We start from the raw sequence: 20,488 nt of genomic DNA, 5'->3' as shown, positions 1-20,488 counted from the left end.
GTAATTATCAAATTTTTGTCATTTTATATTGCCTTTTAAATTTTCTTCACCTACATAAATATAATACTTAAAAAGCTCCAAAGTACAATGACTTTGGAGCTGAATTTAATTGTAAATTAACCTGCTATTGCTTGATTATTTTAGTGAGAATCGTATCACCTTTTAAGAAATAGTCTCCTGATGGATATTCAGTAAGATCGATCGTGTTTTTCCCCTTTCTAAAGATTATATTTTTAATAAGATTACCGTTGATATCATATAAATGAACATTTTCGTCTGATGAGGATTCCACATTAATCACTCCTGTTGTTGGATTAGGATAAGCGGAGGTTTTAGTTTTTGGTGAAGCTTCTCTTGTTGACAGAAAACAACCGGCAATATAGGAATCTCCGATAATATTAAAGCCTTTATTGATCAGCTGAGCTCTGGCCAGCATAGCCTGCGGTGTAGAATAAACAAGTCCTGTTGCATCTATCGTTCCGGATGTTATTGTTGAGTTCGCCCATGTAGGATTATTATTCAGAGCAATAAGAAACTTGCTGTAATTTGTACATGATAAGCCGGCATTTTTAAATCCGAAATAGATTGCATTCCAGCTGAAGTTTTGAAGCTTGATGTTCCACGAAGAAATATCCTGGTCAAAATGGGAAGCACCCGAAAACATATTAAATCCGGCAATATAATCAACCTTACTTACATCCCAATTTCCAATGGGCTGATTGAATGATACTGCATTTTCAAACATATGCTCAAAATCTTTTACTTTACCTGTATTCCAGTTATTAAGAGGCTGATTAAATGCTTTTGCATTATAGAATGTATAACGGAAATTAGTTGCATTTTCCGTATTCCATGAATTTAATGGCTGATTAAAAGAAGTAGCATCCGAAAACATAGAAGAGAAGTCAGTTCCGGACATTGTATTCCAGGAAGAAATATCTTGATTGAAAGAAGAAGCAGAAGAAAACATGCCACTAAAATTGGTTACTTTTGCTGTATCCCAGTTTCCAATATTCTGATTAAACAGAGTAGCTCCGCTGAACATACCGCTCATATCCGTAATATTGTATGGATTCCAATAAGAAAATGAAGTGTTCCCTGTCAAAGATGAACAGTTTAGAAACATTTGTGACAAATTGTTTATATGTGTAAGGTCAGGAGTATCTGCTGCCGTTACATTAAGACTTGGACAGTTGGCAAATGCACTTTCGAATTGCTGAAGCCATGTAGTATTTCCCCACTGACTTACTTCTATGAGCTCCTGATTTCCCTCAGGAGGCATAATACCGGTATTAGCCCTGAACCCATAAAATAATCCGTTACCGCCGGATACTTTCACTTCGTAGGTAGCTTGCAGAGGATCCGCATGTAATGAAGGTCCGAAATTTATGGTTATAGGATTGTTACTGTTAGAAGTGACAGAATTCATGATTCCATTATGCTGAGGATATCCTACTTCTTCCCAATAAATCGTATAATCGGTTCCTGTGCCGCCAAACTTTATTGAATGATCAATAATGCCATTTGCATTTGGTTTCCAGAGCGTAGTAAATTCATTCTGCGCGTAGGAAATGAAAAAAGAAAGAAGAAAAATGATTATCAGTTGTTTTTTAAACATCATGTAAAAAAGTTGTTTTTAGGTTAAAATTTGGTTTAGTAAGACAATTAATTTCCCGGGATTCTTTATCTTATCTCTAATACAAAGGTACTTGTGCACAGCGACAGAACTCGTCGTATTAAAAAATATTATTTCTTTTTTTTGGGTTTTTTTTGATGAAAACTATCCTGTAAAATATTGGCAACAACAGAACAATTTAAATTGGAAAGAATGTGGAGAAAAATGTATCCCAAGTTAATTGGAGTACAGCAATACGAATCGGTGGCTAAGTTTAATATAATTATTTAAAAAACAAGGTTCAATATTATAAACCAGAACGAAGATTTATGCTCAAATATCTTGTTTTCAATTGTTTAAATTATTTAAAATAATAAGTTCACATTTATCCTCCGGAACATTTTAAGCTTTTTCCCGGACTAATTTTGCTTCATAAATATTTTTATTATGAAAGCACTCCTGATTTTTACGGTGATGGTGTACATTTATTTTCAACCTTTAATGGTACCACCCATTAACAAAGAATTAAACTATTCCATTATCAAGGATAATAAAATGATTGGCAAGATCCATGTGGAGCGCTCTTTAAAGGATGATGTCACTGAATATCTTTTTGAATCCAGGGCCAAAGTAAAACTTCTTTACAGTATTGAAATTTATGACAAAATGGGGGTTACCTTTAAACAGAATATCCTTCAGCAGGCCAGACTTTACCGGACAATGAACGGGAAACTAAAGGTGAACAATACTGCTACCTGGAACGGAAGTTTTTATCATCTTTCGGATAAAGATGGAGCGAGTGGCTCGCTGAAACAGTCAATTTTCAGTTCGACGGCAAGTTTGTATTTTAATGAACCGGGAAATATAAAATCTGTTTTTTCGGAGAAATTCCAAAAAATGATTCCTGTCCGGAAGATTACTTCGGGAAAGTACAGAATTGATCTGCCCAACGGAAACTCCACTACTTATACCTACAGCAATGGAATTTGTACTTTGGTGGAAGCCGATACGGATTTTGCGAACTTAAAATTTGTTCTTGATCAGAACCGATAATCAGGAGTAACAAATGACCTGAACCCTTTCTCATAAAGGCCGAAATCAATACATTTAAAAACATGGAAATATTATTGTTGACAGTGTTTTTTGTTTTGGTAATAATATCACAGGATCTTTCAAAAGAAAATACTGATTTTTGCGTTTATTTCTTAAATTTGACTCATGCGAAAGAATCTTTATTGTATCCTCCTATCATTTTCTCTTGTGAGTTGCTATACTTATCAGGTAAAAAAACAGGCCAATCCCACAGCCGACAATAAGCAGGCATCCAAAATGAGCTCTGGTAATAATGCACCTGCGCAAACGAAAAATCCAAACGCTGATTCCCAAAATCTGAATCTGCAACAAGTATCCGCTCCTGTGAATGTTCAGGAGAAGCTCTCACCTAATAAAAATGTGAGGATTGAAGCAGACGGCAAAACCTACAAAGTAATAGTGGACAGATGGGAGAGTGATAGTCTGGTTGCGCATCCGGTCCATAATCCTAAGAAAATTCTAAAATTTCATAAGAATCAGATTAATGCCGAAAGAATTGCTGAAAAAAGATTTTCGCAACCCATAGCTGACATCATTACGGTAGCGGCCTATGCCGGTGCGGGGGTTCTTATCTGGTCGCTTTTGAAATAGTTTTCTCCAAAAGTTTTTTGCGCTATTACGGTTGAATACCCCAGTATTTTGCTTGCTGTTTACTTTGGTTCAAAGCGCAATAAATTGCCAGTTGATCTATAACAAAGTAACCGTTTGATTTTAAATTTGTTGAGTTCAACTTCTATCAAAAGATGATTTTTTCATTTGCTATCTGCAGATGCATTCATCTTTCCTGGAGTGAAAGATGATATGATTTCAATAGAATTTAGTACGTTTTTAATTCTTATTGGCTTGTAAATTGATATTATCAAGCTTATTGAATTTTTGATGACTAATGACTAGATCTACTATATTTTTAATTTTGCTGTTCGGTGGTTTTTTCTTTTTAAATGCACAGGAAAAAAAAGATTCTCTTTATTACAAAATAGAAGAATTTTCGGATCATCATAAAGTGACCAAATTCTTTCACCGGCTCATATTCCGTAGGGAAGCGGATTCTACTTCTGTTAAGTCCAGAACTGAAAAGCTATCGCAGGAGAAATATAACAGGAAATACATCAGAAATATCCGTATAGAAACGATAGACCCCTTTGGATATGGTTCCAAGGATACCAAAGAGCAATCTAAATGGTACGACTGGATCACCAATCACCTTCATCCTAAGACCAGGACTTCTACGGTTAATAATTACCTGCTTTTTCACGAAGGGGAAGAGTATAATGCACAGAAACTCTATGAATCCGAACGTTTGCTGAGAAAGATGGCTTTTGTCAACAGGGTTCATATCGATGTTGAGGAAAGTGATTCCAACAATGATTCTATTGATGTGGTGGTAAGGGTTCTCGACTCATGGAGTTTAAAACCCAGGCTAAGCTACTCGGGAAGTAAAATCGGGCTTGGAGTTACGGAAGAAAATGTTCTGGGATTAGGCCATACCTTCGATTTTCTTTACCGGAACGATTCCAAAGAAAAGCAAAACTACCTTTTGGGAAGTTACACGGCCTATAACCTTTTCGGGTCCTATGTTGATGCACAGATTCTGGGAGAGAGGGATTTTTTTAAAAATGAAAGAATCAACTTCAATGTCAGGAGAGACTTTTTCTCACCGCTCACCAAATGGGCCGGTGGTGTTAGTCTGGAATATTTCATGAGACATGTTTTACTTCCTGTAGAGAATGATACAACATATCCGGAAGTCCAGATCAAGGTATATAGCCAGGATGTATGGGGTGGATATCAGATTCCCGTTTCATCCGATCCGAATGAAAAGGTCTCCAGTAATATTGCCATAATCGGGAGGTTTCAAAACTATCAATATAAAGACAGCCCGGGAATCGACCGGTATCAGTATTTTAATTCTTACAGCAGTTTCCTGATGTCTATCGGGTTTATCCAAAGGAATTTTTCGGTTCAGAAAAATATTTTTCAATATGATTTGCCTGAAGATATTGCTTATGGTAAATCGTTGAATTTGACTGCCGGGGGATTGTCTAGAAATAACGACGTAAAACCATATGTGGGAGTTGCGGCGTCTTATGGTAATTTTACCAGGCTGGGATATTTTAATTTAAAAGCTGAGTTCGGAAGGTTTTTTAATGAAGACAATCAAAATCGCGAGTCCTTCCGGTTGGATGGAACTTATTTTACCCATCTTATGGATTGGAAATTTGCCAAGGTGAGACATTTTTTCTCTCCGACCCTGGCTTTGGGAAATCCACAGCATAACTATTCTTACAAAGACAGAATTAATCTTTCAGCTTCAGATGAATTTCCGGTTTATAACTCGGATTATATCGGAACTAAGAAACTGGTTCTGAGATATCAGCTTCAGTTGTTCGTTAATAAAACATGGAAGAATTTTCACTTCAGCCCATATTTAACCGCCGCAGTGGGCTGGCTGGGTATGCCTGATGACAAATTACTGAAAACAACAGCCAACACAAAAATAGGAATTGGTGTTCTGATCAATAATCCTTTTCTGGTTTTCAACAGGATCCAGATCTCTTTTACTTATTATCCGCGTGTTCCGTTTGATAATAATTCGGTTTTTGATTTTAACAGCAACCGAAATAATCTTTTACCAATCAATAACTTTTCGACCGATATTCCGCATTTTGTGAATTTTGGAAATTAAAGGACAGTTTTTTATACTTTCGTTTAAAGAGCCTTCCTGAGAAGGCTCTTTTTGTTTGAGATTATAGCCCGAAATAGATCAAACTTCAGAACCTAATTTTTTTTCAGATGAAGCACCTTCTAAAAGGAAAGTTAGTTCGTCACAATGGACTACTTTGTCATTTTTGAATTTGAATTCTGCAAAGACTTTGTGTTTTACCACCTCTTGATTCTGAAGAATACTGGTCACATAATGCTTGGTAATCACGCAATTTTCATCACTCATTATATTGTCAAACACTACCTTTTGCTCAACTACTTTTTCCTTTAATTTCCGGATATGATTTTTAAAAGAATTAAAATCCAGCGTTACGCCATCTACCTCCTGAATATAATCTTCACTGAAGTATTTGTTGATAAGAGATTCGTCATAATTTTTGTTTTCTATGACTTCTTTGAATACGGCTTGTATTAATTTTTCCATTATTGATATAATTTTCAACAAATGTAGCCTGGAAGTAAGTAACCCGTCGTTAACAATTGTAAAGAAATGAATCGTTCATCGATTTCTGATCCTGCTTAAGCTGACCGGCGTCATACCGAGGTAAGACGCGATCAAATGCTGAGGAATACAGAGGATGATTTCCGGATTTTCTTCAAGAAGCTTTTTGTAGCGCATTTCCGGCTTTTCCCGGATCTGAGAGATCAATAACTGCTGGTAATCATTTACCCGGCTTATGAGATATTTATTAAAGAGATTCACGAAGGTAATGTCTTCGGATAATGTATCGATATCCGTTTTTTCTACTGATAAAAGGCTGCATGCTTCGATCGTTTCCACTGTATAAGAGCTTGGCTGATGATAAAAGAAGCTCTCCGAACAGCAAAAAATATGATTTTCAAAAAGGAATTGAAATGTGACTTCTTTACCGTCATAATGAGTCCAGCCTCTCAGAATTCCTTTTTTTAAATAATAGAACTTTCGCGAAACTGTTCCTTCTTCGATTATTACGCTTTTAGGCCCGTATTTTTCTTCTTTCCCGGATTTGAAAAGAAGATCAGTAAGCTGATGTAATTCGTGGTCTTTCATAAAATGCAACTAAACATTATTCATGTTTACGGGATGAAAATAATGAATTCTTCCTGTTTTTAAGCGAAGTGGTAAAGAAAAATAACATCACCGGTGTATGCGGGTTTCTCTTCACCTTTAATGATCAGCTTAGCCTGGATCACCGCTTTAACAGTTCCTCTGAGGTTGGATATCATTTTTGCGGTGGCTTGTAGCTGTACTTCGCTGTTAACACGTACAGCCTGCCCGAATTTGAAGCTTTCTATTTCGTAATTGATTTCCATTTTTACATTACGGACATCCGCTATCTGCTTCCATAAATAGGGGATAAGAGAAAGAGTGAGATACCCGTGGGCTATGGTTGATCCAAAAGGTCCTTCTTTTTTTGCCCTTTCCGGATCGACATGTATCCATTGCCGGTCTAAAGTTGCATCAGCAAATTTATCGATCTGTTCCTGATCTATCTGATGCCAGTTGGAAACACCTATGGTTTTTCCTTCAAAGGACTTATATTCTTCAAAATTGTTGATCGTTACCATTGTATTTCCGTTTATTTTTTAACCTGATCGGCTTTATTGTTTTACTTACCAAGTTTCCTGCCAAGTTAAGGCTATTGATCCGGAATTACATATTAAAAGTCATTTCACTTTTTTGGTCGTTCTTTTATATGAATGATGATGAGGGTTTTGAACAAAAGAATTTCACTTTGGGCTTACTTGTAAAAAATATAAGTAAAATCAGTTACTAATGATTTTTCTAATGGAAAGGGTATACACGGAGTTTCCAGAAGGATGAAATGTAGGAAAAGAGTAATTTACAAACAGATTATGTCTTACTGATGAATTTTACTTTGGGCTTGCTATCTATTCTGAGGACACTTTGCTGATGAAATTGACGAATATACTTTTGTGTAATACTGTCGAGGGAAGCATTTCTTTTTTTGGTGGGTTTACCGAGAAAGGTCACCACCTTGGTATTTTCGGAAATGGTTTGTTTGGTCTGGGTGTCCATCCATTTCCCCACAGCATCTACTTCTGTGTATCCTTCAGGGAAGTAGTGGGTAATAACTCCGTCAGAAAATTCCTTCCACTGCTGCTGGGTTACATTGCCTCCGGTCGGGATATTAGTTCCAAAATACAGATCGGTTCGCTGCATGGTAGCGCAGGAAGTAAGAGCAAGACTGAAAATAGATACAGATAAGGCTGTTTTTAAAGTTTTCATGGCTTTTGGGGTAATGATATGTTGGAACACTTTTTCCTTTTTGGTACTGCTTTTCTTAGAATCCGGATGCAAATTATGTACTCAGCAAATATAAAATTTTAATTAAAACAATTCAATGCCAGGTGATAAATATATTTTAACCATTTATAATATTGTTGTTTTTTACCCAACACAAAAAGGCCTTAAATATGTATTCAAAGCCTTTTGCTATTTATTCCGCTCAATATTAGTTACTCATCAGGAAACTAAACTTATTGATGTTTTTAAGCGCGATACCTGTACCACGTACAACGGCTCTCAAAGGATCTTCCGCCACACATACAGGTAATCCTGTTTTTTTGTGTATTCTGTCTGCAAGTCCATGAAGAAGGGCACCACCTCCGGCGAGATAGATTCCCGTTTTATAGATGTCTGCTGCCAGTTCAGGCGGAGTGAGGGAAAGCGTTTCCATCACCGCATCTTCAATTCTCATCAGGGATTTATCCAGGGCTTTAAAAATCTCTTTGTAATTCACCATGATCTCTTTAGGTTTCCCGGTGATCATGTCCCTTCCCTGTACCGGAATGTCTTCCAAAGGATAGTCCAGCTCTTCCAGTGCAGATCCGATTTCGATTTTTATTCTTTCAGCTGTTCTCTCTCCAACATACAGATTGTAATAGGATCTCAGGAAGTAAGCAATATCATTGGTAAAGACATCTCCGGCTATTTTAAGCGATCTGTCACAAACGATTCCACCCAGTGCAATGACTGCAATTTCAGTCGTTCCGCCGCCTATATCTACAATCATATTTCCTTCCGGATTCTGAACGTCAATACCAGCACCAATTGCAGCGGCCATTGGCTCATAGATCAGCTTAACTTCTTTTGCATTCACTTTCAATGCAGAATCTTTTACAGCCCTTTTTTCCACTTCCGTAATCCCTGAAGGAATACAAATGACAATTCTAAGTGCTGGCTGTATAAATCTTCCCTTAATTCCTGGTATCTGTTTAATGAATTCTTTGATCATGTGTTCGGAAGCATGAAAATCAGCAATCACACCGTCTTTCAGCGGACGTACTGCTTTAATATTTTCATGGGTCTTCCCCTGCATAAGCTTCGCCTGTTCTCCGACTGCTATTGGTTTTCCCGTTGTACGGTCAATAGAGACGATCGAGGGCTGATCAATGATGATTTTGTTATTATGTATAATTAGTGTATTAGCGGTTCCAAGATCCATTGCGATCTCTTGTGTAAACATATCAAATAGCCCCATCTTTTTCGTTGTTTTTTAGGCTGCAAAGTACGGCTTTATGTATTAAAATCACAGCCTCCGAATTTAAGTAAAGGCGTTAAAGTTGTGTTAATTATCTTTCTCCCTAATCCGCATTCCGGAGTTTTGGAAAGTTTCCCGGGAATGTCATTGTTCAATTGATTAGTTTAAAATATAGAGTATATTTATAAAGGCAGATCAAGATAGGTATTAAGCGATCAAAAATACCTGTAGTAAATATTATTAAAAACTTATTATGAGCCATAACCATTTTGCAGAAAGAATTATTGAACTAAAAAATGAAGATCTCGAATTGCGTGATCAGCTTATCAAAAGAGGGGAACTCGGGGAAGGATATCATAAAGAAATGGAACAATTGCATAACAGGAATGCGAAAAAACTGAATGATATCATGGATATTATTGGTTACCCCGGTATTGACAAAGTGGGTAAGGAAGCCAGTGAAGCTGCCTGGCTGATTATACAGCATGCTATCGGCCAGCCTGAATTGATGAGAAAATGCGTCCGGTTATTAAAAGACGCAGTAAATGAACAAAAGGCCGATCCTAAAAACCTCGCCTATCTTAGTGACCGGATTGCCGTGTTTGAAGGAAAGCCGCAGCTATACGGAACCCAATTTGACTGGAATGAGAACGGAGAAATGGTCCCGAATTTTGTTGACAATATCACAAAAGTTAATGAACGTAGAAAATCTATTGGGCTGAACACACTCGAAGAGCAAACGGCCATAATCCGTGAGCAGGTAAAAAGAGAAAATCAATCGCCACCTGAAGATTTTAGCAAAAGAAAAAATGAGGTGGAAGCCTGGAAGAAGAAAGTAGGATGGATAAAATAAAACGGTAACAATCAAATGGTCTTATTTCTGAGCTCTTTGTATTTTGAACGTCCAATCGGAAGGGTTTCCCCGTTTTTAAGCAATAAGCCGTAACGGGAGCCGGGGCTGATGGTGATCTTTTCAGCCTGAGACAGATTGACAAGATAGGATTTATGAATCCGCTCAAATTCTCCCGGAAGAAGCTGTTGTAAAAGCTCTAAAGATTTATCGTGAAGCTCCTGCCGGCCATCTTTTAAGTGAAGTTCGGTATAAATTCCGGCTCCTTTTATATAAATCAGATCCGAAATATTCACCAACCGTATTTGTCCGGATCTCTTCACAGCCAGGTATTGGATGTCGTCACCCGACTTTATGGAAGGGCTGCTAAAACGGTTAAGGGCCTGAAAAAGCCTGTCCTCATCAAAAGGCTTGGGAACAAAGTCGAGTACTCCGTATGCAAAGGCAGTGATTGCTTTATCGGTATTGGCTGAAACAATGATGGTGTGAAAAGAAGAGGCTACCATATGTTCCAATACTTCAAAACCATTATCACCATTGAGGTTCAGATCGAGAAGCAGCAGATCAGGAAGATCCTGTTCTATTTGGGAAAGTCCTTTTTGCAGAGAATCGCAAACTGTAATCCGGGCAGGTCTGTTTCCGAAGAATTTTGCTGTCATACGCTGCAGGCGATATGCGATCCTTGATTCGTCCTCTATAATCAATATATTCATTATCTTGTAATTAGAATGGTCGATAGCCAGCCGTTTTCTGTTTGAACGGATTTGAATACCCAGTTTTGTCCGTAACTTTCTGTCAGACGGGCATGGATATATTTAAGTCCGTTGCCGCCACTCCGGCTTGTGAATACCTCACGGTTTTTTGCAATGGTTTCGAATACATATTTGTGATGATTTCCCGATAAGGAATAGCTCAGTTTAAATGTAATGATATTTCCGGGCAATGGTTCACTGTGGGTAATGCCATTTTCCAGTAAAGTATGAATAATGGCGGGTGGAATGAATTGCGTTTCATCTATTCCGTTTTGCTCCCATTTATAGTTTATCTCTTTCCGGAAACCCATGACTGAAAGATGCTGCCGGCAAAGTTCGAGCTCTTTTGTTATGGGAATCAGGGTCTGTTCGGAAATCTCGTTCATAATGTCAAACTCTGCGGCCAATGCCTGGATGAAGCGCGATCCTTCCCTGGGTGATTCTTCGACCCAGTCCATCATAGAGGTCAGTGTATTTCTCAGGAAATGAGGCTGGATATTTTTTTTCAGCAATTCCAGTTGCAGCCTTGAAGAAAGCAATACAGCCTGCTGGTGTTCGGCTTCAATAACACTGGTCCGGATCGAGTGCAGGTAAAGCATGCTTAAAACAATGATCGTGAAGCTGATAAAGAGTCCATAGTCGTAAAAAATAAATTTATGCATCAAGCCGCTGATCAAGAGTCCTGCCAGTACGATAAAACCTCCTTTTTCTTTTTGGATAATGCCGTTCAGAACGACAATGATGGCTGCTATCAGCATTGCCAGACTGTATAGTCTTGCGGTAAGGTCGTAGTGTCCGTAATTAAATCCATATAATAATAAGAGCGTTACCAAAAGGGCTGCCATGAGCCACTTTCCTCTTTTAAAATTAAACTGAATAATAAAATACCAGGGAACCAAAAGGGCATTGGCAAAGGTGAGCCATCCAATAATTTCCAGGCGGATAAAAAACTGAGAGTAGGGAATAACCACATGAAATTTAAGGTATTCCATGATCAGTAAAACAAAAAATAAAAGGCAGGTGGTTGCAAAAATAAGGATGTCAAGAGGTCTTCGCCTGCTGTTCAGGTACAGGAAAAAATAATAGACTGCTGCAATAAGAAAAGCTCCGGCCATGAGATTCATATACGACATGGTAACCAGGGGTTTGGTTAATAAGGTCGTGTATTTATTCATCTTAAATCCAATGTCACGATGTACATGAGGAAGTAATGATTGAGAAGTTCGCAATGCAACAATATGGGAACCCGCTGAAATCAGGCTGTCCGGAACTCTGTAATAACTGCTTTCGGAACCTGGGATTTCAGGTTTTCCATTTTGAGGTAATTGTCCGTTGTTTCCGATAAAAACACCATCCCAGTATACTTCAAATGCGCCAAAAGATTCGATCTGAAGTCCTAAAGGCGTAAGTTCAGGTTCTACTTGCCGGAGATCAAGACGGGTCCGTGACCAGAATATGTTATCAGAAGTATCTCCTCTTACCCGTGACCAGTTTTTGTCATTGTAGTTCTTAGCTGCCCAGGCCGGATCATCTCCTGTTTTATACAGCGATACAGGTTCATCATTCTGAATAACCGGGATATTCACCAGGTTCAGGAATACCAATAAAAGCAGGACCTTATGCATAATGTAAATATACAAGGTAATGGATAAATCCTGGTTGTCGTTTGAAAGTCTGTAGAGCTGTTTGCATGTTTTTAATTAGGTTGCAGATACATAGACTTATTTATCACATCATATTACAGATCCGATGTCATCTGGTTCAGATCATCACTGCTTATCTGAAGTATTTTTTCCATAAAACCGTTGATAATATCGAGTTCCTGGTCAGAATATGTTTTGAATAATTCTGTTGTAGCAGCTATTAAAGGAGCGTATAACGGGAATACCCTTTGTTGTATGGTATTTAAGTTGGGCTCAATAATTACTTTTCTTCGGTCAGATTTATCCAGGACCCTTTTTACAAAATCTGCTTTTTCAAGGCGATCGATCATTTTGGTAACGGCTCCTCCTGATATTCCTGTTTCGCTGGAAAGTGTTCCAGCAGTCGCTTTTCCGTTTCGTAACAGGACTTCCAAAGCTTCAAGATCGGTAGGATTGATTTTCAATTGAGCGGCGATAAGATTGCTCCTTCTAACAGCATGGGTACTTTGTTCTTTGAGTCTTTCACCGATTTGTTCTATTTTATTTCTGCTCATTGTTGTTGGTGTAAAATAATTTATTTTACTTTGTAAAATATTTCATAAGTAAAATAAAATCAAACTTAATTATATACAAAGTAAACAAAAACCGATCAGTTATGGAAGAGAATCGAAAAGCCATTATTTTAGGTGCCGGAATTGCTGGTACTGCCATGGCATTATTCCTTGAAAAAATTGGTATTTCCTCCGAAATCTTTGAACTAAGATCACGAGAGGAAACTGCGGGTGGTGGCCTGAATATAGCACCAAACGGAATGAATGTACTGGCAGAGCTTGGCCTGGCAGAGGAAATTATTCAAAGCGGATGTCCCGTTCATGAAGGAGTTTTTAGAAATTCCAAAGGAAAAAGGCTGGCAAAAATGCTGTTTACAGATCTGCAGAAGTTTCCGCAACCTGCAGTCAGTATGAAGAGGCAGACATTGGTAGATATCTTAAGAAAAGCTGTCCGAACTAAGAATATCCCGCTTTATTTTGAAAAGAAAGTAAAAGATATTGTCCAGACTGACGATGGGAAAGTGATCGTTTCCTTTGATGATGATACTGTTTCAATCGGGGACCTGTTGATTGGAGCAGATGGGATCAATAGTGAGGTAAGAAAGTCCGTCGCCCCTGAAATTCAACCGGAATTTATCGGGATTATTTCGCATGCCGGTTTTATTTCAAAAGATAAGCTGGCAGGTTTAACAGACAGGGAGTTCAGGAACATTAATTTTATTTATGGCAAAAACGGTTTCTTTGGCTTTAGCGGAGCAAACGATAAAGAATTAATGTGGTGGACCAACGTCATTTCCGAAATGCCCTGGTCTAAAGATCAATTGAAAAACATTCATGTGGATGAGGAAAAGGAAGTTTTGAATAAACAATATGGAAACTATAGTTTTCCGATATCGGATATCATTAATAATGCAGATTCTTACCTACGCATTAATGTTTTTGATGTACGTTTTCTTCCTGATTGGTCTCATCGAAAAATAATACTGATAGGAGATGCAGCCCATTCAGTAAGTCCAAACTCCGGACAGGGAGCGTCTATGGCCCTGGAAGACGCAATGTTGCTGGCTAAATTGCTCAGAGATCAAAAAGAATGTCTGTCCGCATTTTCACTATTTGAACAAGAGCGCAGACCTCGGGTAGAAAAAATTGTACTTGAAGGAAGAAGAAGGGGAGAGGATAAAGTAGTGGTGAACGGTTTTAAGCAATTCATCAGGGAAACTATGATTAGAATTTTCATCAATCTTTTTGGATCAAAAGGAAACGACTGGCTTTTCAGCTATAAGATTAAGTGGTAAAAGAGAGAAGTTTACAGAAGTAATAGTTGAGTCTAATCTTCCGGATTGCTGTTCGAAAGCCTCTGGAGCGGTTCACATGTTTTTACTTTAAACAGACATGAACACGCTCTAATTTTACCTCATGAAACAATTAATAATCATCTTTCTGATCATGGTGGCAGCTCCGCTTTATTTTGCCCAACAAGCCCTGATAACAGGCATCATCAGCGAAAATTCAGGACAGCCATTATCCGATGTGACTGTTACATTAAAGGACAGTAACGATAAATCCATTGCGGTGGGTATCTCAGATAGCAAAGGGGTATTTCGTCTGGACCAAATTCCCATGGGAAATTATAGCATTGTTTATCACCTGATTGGTTATCGGGAAAGCCATAAACAGATACAGGTAAACTCGGAGACAATACATGTCGGAACTGTTCTCCTGGATCCTGATGCAAAGCTTTTAGAAGAGGTTTCTTTAACAGGAAAACGGGGTCCAGTCAGTTTGAAGCTTGATAAAAAGATTTTTGAAGTAGGTAAGGATGTTCTGTCACAATCGGGAGCAGTTACCGATTTGCTAAACAGGGTCCCTTCCGTAAGTGTAAATCCGGGTGGCGGGATCAGTTTACGGGGGAACAACAATGTCCTCGTACTGATTAATGGACGGAGAACAGGGTTAACGCAAGGTAATGCATTGGAGCAATTGCCGGCGGATCAGGTAGAACGGGTAGAAGTGATAACCAACCCTTCTTCAAGGTTTGACGCAGCCGGATCAGCCGGTATTATCAATATAATCCTTAAAAAGAATAAAAAAGCAGGTTTTAGTGGCCAGTTGCGTGTGGTTGGAGGTATTCCCAATGAAACCAGAATAAGTCCCAGTCTGAATTTTAAATCCAATAAACTCAATTTATTTGCTACGTACGGACTCAGGTTATCTGATTATGTGGGGGTATACACCATGCAGCAGTCTTCAGGACTTTCCGATGCCTCTTATTTACTGGATCAGAGACAGGATGAAAACAGGCATGACGATGCCAAACTGTTATATTTTGGAGCAGATTTTCAAATTAATGATCAGAACAGCCTTACTGCTGCTTTTCTCCGGAACTCAACACGTGATCATGATAAAACCCGTATGAATTATCTGTACTCTGGGAGAAATAGTTTGGCAGACAGCAGTGTCACACGCAATGGAGAATCTTGGGAAAAGAGGAGCTACAATCAGCTGGAGTTTAATTATACCAAAAGCTTTGATAAGCCCGGAAAGAAATTTACTGTCGATATGCAGTATGATTTCTGGGACAGTGATAAAGAATGGAATCTTGAAACGCGAAGGGTTTTCCCTTTGCCGGCTGGCTTGCCTTTGATCAGAACAGGTTCAGTAGGAAGCAGTAAGGATTTTATGATCAAAACGGATATGATCCACCCGCTGGACAGTACTTCTACCATTGAATACGGATTGAAATTGGAGGATCGTAGGGTCAACAGTGATTTCATTGCTGAGCAGCAAAATATTTCAGGCTGGGAGATCATTGATCAGATTGATAATCACCTTTTATATAAAGAGCTGATCGGAAGTGGATATGTTCAGTTTTCAGGTAAGAAAGGAGCCTTTAGTTATCAGGGAGGATTACGTGGTGAGCTTACCAAAATAGGAATTGAAGACCGGATGGGAACCTACACAAGCAATAAAAATTACACCCGTTTGTTTCCAACATTAAATCTAAGTTATCGTTTTAATGGAAACACGACTTTGCAGGGTAGCTATAGCAAGCGGATCAACAGGCCGTCCCTTACCATGATTTATCCTTTTAATGAATTGACAGATCTCAGCAGCCGTTATGTGGGAAATCCGGATCTTAATCCGTCATATGCACAGGTACTGGAAATTTCTTTTCTAAAGAACACAAAGACGTTTACTTTTAATCCATCGGTTTACTACCAAAGAAACAAGGGGATAATTGAGGATTATACGTACAGGAATGCTGAAGGGCTTTTTATTACCATGCCTGTAAATATTCATAAAGAAACCCGGAGTGGAATAGAGCTGTCCGTATTATATAATCCGTTAAAATGGATTCAGCTGAATACAGAGCTCAACCTGTTTCATTATGCAAAGGAAGGATCTTATCGGGAACAGACTTTTGATTTTTCAGGAACTACACTGACTGCCCGTTTAAGTGCTCAGCTTAAACTGAAGGATAAACTTTCTTTCCAGACAATATATAATTTCAGGGGGGTCAATGCAACAGCTCAAACCTATACTAATGCGGTACACAGTATCGACTTTGGATGCAGCAAAACTTTTTTAAAAGACAGGGCGACCGTCACATTTGATGTGAGTAATCTTTTTGAATTACGCAAACTAAGCAGCGTAACCACCGGAGCAGATTATGTGATCAACCAGACCAATATCCCTAATGCCGCCCGATATCGCCTGACGTTGGTCTACCGATTGAATATAAAAGATAACCAGGCTGTGCGACAGGCCAAAACAGGAAACCGTAACTAGATTTATCTTTTTTTTGTTGAATAAACAATCCTGTATTTTATGATCATTTCCGTTTTACTATTTTTATAAAAAACTTTCCAGCCCTTATGAACAATTGTATTTTTTGTAAAATAATAAACAGAGAACTCCCTGCAAGCATCATCCACGAAGATGATCAGGTAATTGCTTTTATGGACATCCAGCCCGTTAATCCGGGACACATATTAGTAGTGCCGAAAATACACAGGGAATTCATTGCCGAACTGGACGAAGATCTTACTTCAGGAATGTTCAATGTTGCTGCTAAAATTAATAGGGCCCTTAGGAAATCGGATATAAGATCTGAGGGAATCAATTATTTTCTTGCCGATGGTGAAGCTGCCGGCCAGGAGGTTTTTCATACCCATCTGCATATTTTCCCGAGATTCCGTAATGATGGTTTTGGTTTGCGGTTTGGTGAAAGATATTCAGTCCTTCCGGATCGCAAAGAGCTTGATGAGGTATGTACATCTATTAAAAAGATGATGGAATAATGTAGAAAAAGTATTTTCCCAATATTCTGAGCATACAGTTCACGATCGGAATTTGAATTTCGGGATATGATTTGTTGAGGATTTATTATTTGGATAAAAGCAAAAGAAAAGGTGCAGATTAAAATTAATTTTTTCATAATACTGAAAGCAATTATAGCAGCAAATCTCATAAAAAAACAGCAAATAAAAATAGAACGAAATTAACATCTTTTCTGTGTAAAACATATTGAAATACTTTATCAGGTTGACCAAAAAATGAATTACATTTGTCTCTAAGACAGGGGATGGCCGCATCTTAACATATAAAAATGAAATTACCAGAAATACATGGATATATAGATCGAAGGATTTTGATCAATTTTACTGCTGATCCTGACGCAGTAGAAAAGATTCTCCCTTTTCCATTCAGACCAAAGCTTTATAAAAATAAAGCAATAGTAGGTATTTGCCTGATTAGGCTTAAAAATATTAAAGCGTTGGGGCTGCCGGACTTTATGGGGATCGATTCCGAGAACGGAGCACATAGAATTGCTGTTGAATGGGACGAAGGCGGAGAGGTAAGGACCGGGGTATATATTCCGAGAAGAGATACTTCATCGAAGATCAATACGCTTATAGGCGGACGTGTATTTCCGGGTAAACATTATTATGCGAAATTTAATGTAAAGGAAAATAACAAGCATTACCATGTTGATTTTAAAAGCTCCGATCAGCTGATTACTTCAATTGATGCTAAGGAAATTGAAGTATTTGATAATCATTCCATATTTGAAACATTGCAGAAGGCTTCAGACTTTTTTCAGGAGGGATGCCTTGGGTATTCGCCTCATAAAGATAAGCTGGAAGGACTTCAGTTGAATACCTATACATGGGAAATAAGACCTCTTGAAGTGATGGATTTGAAATCAACTTTTTATGAAGATGAAACACTTTTCCCAAAAGGCTCTATAACGTTTGATAATGCTTTGCTGATGACCAATATCGAGCACACATGGAAATCGATGCCTGAAAAATGGTGATTCATTAAAGAGTATACCTGCAAGAATTAAAAAAAATAATCATGTACAACGAACAACTGGTAAACCGGATAAGAGAAACATTGATGCATGAGAATAATGTGGTTGAGAAAAAAATGTTCCAGGGATTAAGCTTTATGGTAGATGATAAACTATGCATCGGAGTTCGTAATGAGGAGATCTTATGCAGGATCGATCCTCAACAAGCAGAGCTGGAGCTGGAAAAAGAGTATTGCCGCCCGATGATTCATGGGAAGAGGATAGCAAAAGGATATATTTTTGTGAGTAAAGAAGGATATTATAAAAACAAAGATTTTCAATACTATATAGACCTCTGTCTTGCTTATAATAAAGTGGTTCAAAAGGCAAAAAAGAAATGAGGTGTCCTTCTTTTCATTAGATTTTTTTCAGAAGGGGTCGGAAAATAAAACACTACAGGAAGTGTATCAGCAATCTATGGGATGAATTTGACTGTCTTGAATATAATAATAGGCATCTTATAAAATTAATTCCGCTGATATTCGTAATACTTACTTATTTTTAGGCTATTAATTAAAAATTATGAAAACCGGAACTCGTTTTTATATTGTATTATTTCTGGGGCTGATTTCCAGTTCTTTATCTGCACAGACAGATGCTCAGCTGAAAAATGAAATTGCCCGGATAGAATCAGGTTTATTACCTGCCGTGAGATTTGAGGGAGAATCTGCATGGAAACTGGAAGACCGAATGAAGTTTTATAATATTCCAGCCGTCAGTATAGCAGTGATCAGAAATTACCAGGTGATATGGACCAAAGCATATGGACTCGCAGATGTGGAAAATAAAACTCCAGCTACCACCGCTACCTTATTTCAGGTTGCTTCTATGAGTAAACCCGTAACGGCATATGCTGCATTAAAGGAGGTAGAGGAAGGAAAAATAGATCCCGATGCTGATGTGAACAGATTTCTGAAATCCTGGAAAATTCCTGAGAATGAGTGGACAAAACAGAAGCCGGTAACGCTTAAGAATATTCTTAGCCATACAGCCGGTTTCACCGTACATGGATTCCCCGGATACGAGGCAGGAAAACCTCTCCCTACAGTGATTCAGGTGTTGAACGGAGAAAAGCCTGCCAATACCGATGCTGTGAAGGTGGATAAGCTTCCCGGAAAATCTTTTCGTTACTCTGGAGGTGGATATACTGTATTGCAGGAAATACTTACAGATATTGAAGGAAAGGATTTTGCAACTTTGATGAAGGAAAAAATCCTGATGCCTCTGGGAATGAAGAACAGCAGCTTCACTCAGCCTTTGCCAGAATCTCAGTCCGCAATTGCCGCAACAGCATATTTAGAAAACGGAACTAAAGTCCAGGGCAGATATCATATCTATCCTGAACAGGCCGCCGCCGGTTTATGGTCCACAGCAGAAGACTATGCCCGTTTTGTGGTCGATATCCAGAATACGTTGAATGGTAAAAGTAATACCATTATTTCCAAAAAGATGGCGGAAACATTTACAACTCCTTACATTGAAACTTTTGAGGGATTAGGTGTTATGCTGGAGACCTATGGCAATCAGGTATATTTCTCCCACGGTGGCTGGAATGAAGGTTTTTCCAGCCTTTTTACGGCGAGTAAAACAAGTGGGGATGGAATTGTAGTATTAACCAATACCAACAAACCTCAGTTTATCAATGAGGTTATACGTTCTGTGGCAACTGAATATCAATGGCCGGAATTTATGGCACCCACTCTTAAAATTTTACCTTTAAAACAAGAGGATTTCAGCAATACCGGTCGATATAAATTCAATAAGTATGGTGTTTACAGAATCTATCAGGAAAAGGGAAAACTGATGATGAAGATGAATGTGGAAGCACCGATTGAACTTCTTAAAATCGGGGAAAATAACTATGCGTTAAGAAACTGGAATTTTAAAATAAGTTTTAGGACTAACCCAAAGACAGGAAAACGTGAATTGGTGGAAACACTCCTGAATAAAACCATCCGTTCAGAAAACCCACAATGGGCGAAAGATGAGAAAGGACCATTGGAATTGATTCTTGAAGGATATTTTGAAAAAGGTCTGGAAGCTTATAAAAAAGCAAAAAAAGAAGATGCGGATAATGAAATGCTTTCCGAAGACTATATTAACGGTCTGGGGTATACCTTACTTCGCGAAAAGAAATATACCAATGCAATAGATTTTTTCCGTGTCAATACCCAATTGTATCCTCAAAGTGCAAATACTTACGACAGTCTTGGAGAAGCCTATCTTGAAGCAGGACAAAAAGATAAAGCTTTGGAAAATTACCGGAAAGTACTGAAAATCAATCCGGATAATGAAAATGCAATTAAGATTTTAAAAACAACAAAATAAAAGTTTTTAATTAGCGCCCCTGAATTCCAGGGGCGTTCATTTTGCCGTTCCTATTTCACGGTTTAATTCAATGAGTATTTTACGTATTGTGG

19 protein-coding genes are annotated in these 20,488 nt (G+C 38.2%); 10 read left to right on the top strand and 9 right to left on the bottom strand.

Features of this window, described 5'->3' with window-relative positions:
- Positions 1-124: 124 nt before the first annotated feature.
- Positions 125-1,621, bottom strand: a complete 1,497-nt coding sequence (locus AAEU33_RS17820; protein ID WP_345989361.1) for a BspA family leucine-rich repeat surface protein — start codon at positions 1,619-1,621, stop codon at positions 125-127.
- A 441-nt stretch (positions 1,622-2,062) separates the two neighbouring features.
- Between AAEU33_RS17820 and AAEU33_RS17815 the strand changes: the two genes are divergently transcribed.
- The 3 genes from AAEU33_RS17815 to AAEU33_RS17805 all read left to right on the top strand — a co-directional run bounded on the left by AAEU33_RS17815 (position 2,063) and on the right by AAEU33_RS17805 (position 5,393).
- Positions 2,063-2,668: a DUF6134 family protein gene (locus AAEU33_RS17815; RefSeq protein ID WP_345989359.1), complete on the top strand. Its 606-nt coding sequence runs from the start codon at positions 2,063-2,065 to the stop codon at positions 2,666-2,668.
- 165 nt (positions 2,669-2,833) lie between these two features.
- The gene (locus AAEU33_RS17810) at positions 2,834-3,298 is read left to right on the top strand and encodes a hypothetical protein (RefSeq protein ID WP_345989357.1); all 465 of its coding nucleotides are present in this window, start codon (positions 2,834-2,836) and stop codon (positions 3,296-3,298) included.
- A 295-nt stretch (positions 3,299-3,593) separates the two neighbouring features.
- A complete protein-coding gene (locus AAEU33_RS17805) occupies positions 3,594-5,393 on the top strand; it encodes a hypothetical protein (protein ID WP_345989355.1) in 1,800 nt (599 codons plus the stop codon).
- 78 nt (positions 5,394-5,471) lie between these two features.
- Here the strand turns inward: AAEU33_RS17805 and AAEU33_RS17800 are convergent, their stop codons facing one another.
- The 5 genes from AAEU33_RS17800 to AAEU33_RS17780 all read right to left on the bottom strand — a co-directional run bounded on the left by AAEU33_RS17800 (position 5,472) and on the right by AAEU33_RS17780 (position 8,916).
- Positions 5,472-5,855 carry a hypothetical protein gene (locus AAEU33_RS17800; protein ID WP_345989353.1) on the bottom strand — a complete coding sequence of 128 codons (384 nt, stop codon included), beginning with the start codon at positions 5,853-5,855 and terminating at the stop codon, positions 5,472-5,474.
- 75 nt (positions 5,856-5,930) lie between these two features.
- Positions 5,931-6,461 carry a Crp/Fnr family transcriptional regulator gene (locus AAEU33_RS17795; RefSeq protein WP_345989351.1) on the bottom strand — a complete coding sequence of 177 codons (531 nt, stop codon included), beginning with the start codon at positions 6,459-6,461 and terminating at the stop codon, positions 5,931-5,933.
- 59 nt (positions 6,462-6,520) lie between these two features.
- Positions 6,521-6,979: a MaoC family dehydratase gene (locus AAEU33_RS17790; RefSeq protein WP_345989349.1), complete on the bottom strand. Its 459-nt coding sequence runs from the start codon at positions 6,977-6,979 to the stop codon at positions 6,521-6,523.
- Between the two features lie 286 nt (positions 6,980-7,265).
- Positions 7,266-7,661, bottom strand: coding sequence for a DUF3574 domain-containing protein (locus AAEU33_RS17785; protein WP_345989347.1), 396 nt, complete (start codon positions 7,659-7,661; stop codon positions 7,266-7,268).
- Between the two features lie 226 nt (positions 7,662-7,887).
- The gene (locus AAEU33_RS17780) at positions 7,888-8,916 is read right to left on the bottom strand and encodes a rod shape-determining protein (protein WP_172277960.1); all 1,029 of its coding nucleotides are present in this window, start codon (positions 8,914-8,916) and stop codon (positions 7,888-7,890) included.
- A 253-nt stretch (positions 8,917-9,169) separates the two neighbouring features.
- Here AAEU33_RS17780 and AAEU33_RS17775 point away from each other — a divergent pair, with 253 nt between their 5' ends.
- A complete protein-coding gene (locus AAEU33_RS17775) occupies positions 9,170-9,769 on the top strand; it encodes a DUF6624 domain-containing protein (protein ID WP_345989345.1) in 600 nt (199 codons plus the stop codon).
- 11 nt (positions 9,770-9,780) lie between these two features.
- Here the strand turns inward: AAEU33_RS17775 and AAEU33_RS17770 are convergent, their stop codons facing one another.
- The 3 genes from AAEU33_RS17770 to AAEU33_RS17760 all read right to left on the bottom strand — a co-directional run bounded on the left by AAEU33_RS17770 (position 9,781) and on the right by AAEU33_RS17760 (position 12,715).
- Positions 9,781-10,479, bottom strand: coding sequence for a response regulator transcription factor (locus tag AAEU33_RS17770; protein WP_345989343.1), 699 nt, complete (start codon positions 10,477-10,479; stop codon positions 9,781-9,783).
- Positions 10,479-12,143: a histidine kinase gene (locus AAEU33_RS17765; RefSeq protein ID WP_345989341.1), complete on the bottom strand. Its 1,665-nt coding sequence runs from the start codon at positions 12,141-12,143 to the stop codon at positions 10,479-10,481. The genes AAEU33_RS17770 and AAEU33_RS17765 overlap by 1 nt, the downstream gene beginning before the upstream one ends.
- A 113-nt stretch (positions 12,144-12,256) precedes the next feature.
- A complete protein-coding gene (locus AAEU33_RS17760) occupies positions 12,257-12,715 on the bottom strand; it encodes a MarR family transcriptional regulator (RefSeq protein ID WP_172277968.1) in 459 nt (152 codons plus the stop codon).
- A gap of 101 nt (positions 12,716-12,816) precedes the next feature.
- On the opposite strand from AAEU33_RS17760, the gene AAEU33_RS17755 reads away from it, so the two are divergent.
- From AAEU33_RS17755 to AAEU33_RS17730, 6 genes are all read left to right on the top strand, one after another.
- Positions 12,817-14,007 carry an FAD-dependent monooxygenase gene (locus AAEU33_RS17755; RefSeq protein ID WP_345989338.1) on the top strand — a complete coding sequence of 397 codons (1,191 nt, stop codon included), beginning with the start codon at positions 12,817-12,819 and terminating at the stop codon, positions 14,005-14,007.
- Positions 14,008-14,128: 121 nt separating this feature from the next.
- Positions 14,129-16,501: an outer membrane beta-barrel family protein gene (locus tag AAEU33_RS17750; RefSeq protein WP_345989336.1), complete on the top strand. Its 2,373-nt coding sequence runs from the start codon at positions 14,129-14,131 to the stop codon at positions 16,499-16,501.
- A gap of 86 nt (positions 16,502-16,587) precedes the next feature.
- Positions 16,588-17,013 (top strand): HIT family protein, encoded by a 426-nt coding sequence (locus tag AAEU33_RS17745; RefSeq protein WP_172277974.1) that lies wholly within the window; start codon positions 16,588-16,590, stop codon positions 17,011-17,013.
- Positions 17,014-17,321: 308 nt separating this feature from the next.
- Positions 17,322-18,032, top strand: a complete 711-nt coding sequence (locus AAEU33_RS17740; RefSeq protein ID WP_345989334.1) for a DUF2071 domain-containing protein — start codon at positions 17,322-17,324, stop codon at positions 18,030-18,032.
- Positions 18,033-18,073: 41 nt separating this feature from the next.
- Entirely contained in the window at positions 18,074-18,409 is a 336-nt protein-coding gene (locus tag AAEU33_RS17735; protein ID WP_345989332.1) for a TfoX/Sxy family protein, read from the top strand.
- Positions 18,410-18,590: 181 nt separating this feature from the next.
- A complete protein-coding gene (locus AAEU33_RS17730) occupies positions 18,591-20,396 on the top strand; it encodes a serine hydrolase (RefSeq protein WP_345989330.1) in 1,806 nt (601 codons plus the stop codon).
- Positions 20,397-20,488: the final 92 nt, after the last annotated feature.

The sequence above is a fragment of the Chryseobacterium sp. Chry.R1 genome (genome assembly GCF_039645525.1).
Classification (GTDB): domain Bacteria; phylum Bacteroidota; class Bacteroidia; order Flavobacteriales; family Weeksellaceae; genus Chryseobacterium; species Chryseobacterium proteolyticum.
Note: the sequence above shows the minus strand (reverse complement) of the source record. Positions and strands in the feature narration are given on the sequence as shown.

Bases quoted from the DNA above. Each gene is read 5' to 3' on its own strand.
- AAEU33_RS17820 (WP_345989361.1), bottom strand. From the start codon at position 1,621: ATGATGTTTAAAAAACAACTGATAATCATTTTTCTTCTTTCTTTTTTC.
- AAEU33_RS17815 (WP_345989359.1), top strand. From the start codon at position 2,063: ATGAAAGCACTCCTGATTTTTACGGTGATGGTGTACATTTATTTTCAA.
- AAEU33_RS17810 (WP_345989357.1), top strand. From the start codon at position 2,834: ATGCGAAAGAATCTTTATTGTATCCTCCTATCATTTTCTCTTGTGAGT.
- AAEU33_RS17805 (WP_345989355.1), top strand. From the start codon at position 3,594: ATGACTAGATCTACTATATTTTTAATTTTGCTGTTCGGTGGTTTTTTC.
- AAEU33_RS17800 (WP_345989353.1), bottom strand. From the start codon at position 5,855: ATGGAAAAATTAATACAAGCCGTATTCAAAGAAGTCATAGAAAACAAA.
- AAEU33_RS17795 (WP_345989351.1), bottom strand. From the start codon at position 6,461: ATGAAAGACCACGAATTACATCAGCTTACTGATCTTCTTTTCAAATCC.
- AAEU33_RS17790 (WP_345989349.1), bottom strand. From the start codon at position 6,979: ATGGTAACGATCAACAATTTTGAAGAATATAAGTCCTTTGAAGGAAAA.
- AAEU33_RS17785 (WP_345989347.1), bottom strand. From the start codon at position 7,661: ATGAAAACTTTAAAAACAGCCTTATCTGTATCTATTTTCAGTCTTGCT.
- AAEU33_RS17780 (WP_172277960.1), bottom strand. From the start codon at position 8,916: ATGGGGCTATTTGATATGTTTACACAAGAGATCGCAATGGATCTTGGA.
- AAEU33_RS17775 (WP_345989345.1), top strand. From the start codon at position 9,170: ATGAGCCATAACCATTTTGCAGAAAGAATTATTGAACTAAAAAATGAA.
- AAEU33_RS17770 (WP_345989343.1), bottom strand. From the start codon at position 10,479: ATGAATATATTGATTATAGAGGACGAATCAAGGATCGCATATCGCCTG.
- AAEU33_RS17765 (WP_345989341.1), bottom strand. From the start codon at position 12,143: ATGCATAAGGTCCTGCTTTTATTGGTATTCCTGAACCTGGTGAATATC.
- AAEU33_RS17760 (WP_172277968.1), bottom strand. From the start codon at position 12,715: ATGAGCAGAAATAAAATAGAACAAATCGGTGAAAGACTCAAAGAACAA.
- AAEU33_RS17755 (WP_345989338.1), top strand. From the start codon at position 12,817: ATGGAAGAGAATCGAAAAGCCATTATTTTAGGTGCCGGAATTGCTGGT.
- AAEU33_RS17750 (WP_345989336.1), top strand. From the start codon at position 14,129: ATGAAACAATTAATAATCATCTTTCTGATCATGGTGGCAGCTCCGCTT.
- AAEU33_RS17745 (WP_172277974.1), top strand. From the start codon at position 16,588: ATGAACAATTGTATTTTTTGTAAAATAATAAACAGAGAACTCCCTGCA.
- AAEU33_RS17740 (WP_345989334.1), top strand. From the start codon at position 17,322: ATGAAATTACCAGAAATACATGGATATATAGATCGAAGGATTTTGATC.
- AAEU33_RS17735 (WP_345989332.1), top strand. From the start codon at position 18,074: ATGTACAACGAACAACTGGTAAACCGGATAAGAGAAACATTGATGCAT.
- AAEU33_RS17730 (WP_345989330.1), top strand. From the start codon at position 18,591: ATGAAAACCGGAACTCGTTTTTATATTGTATTATTTCTGGGGCTGATT.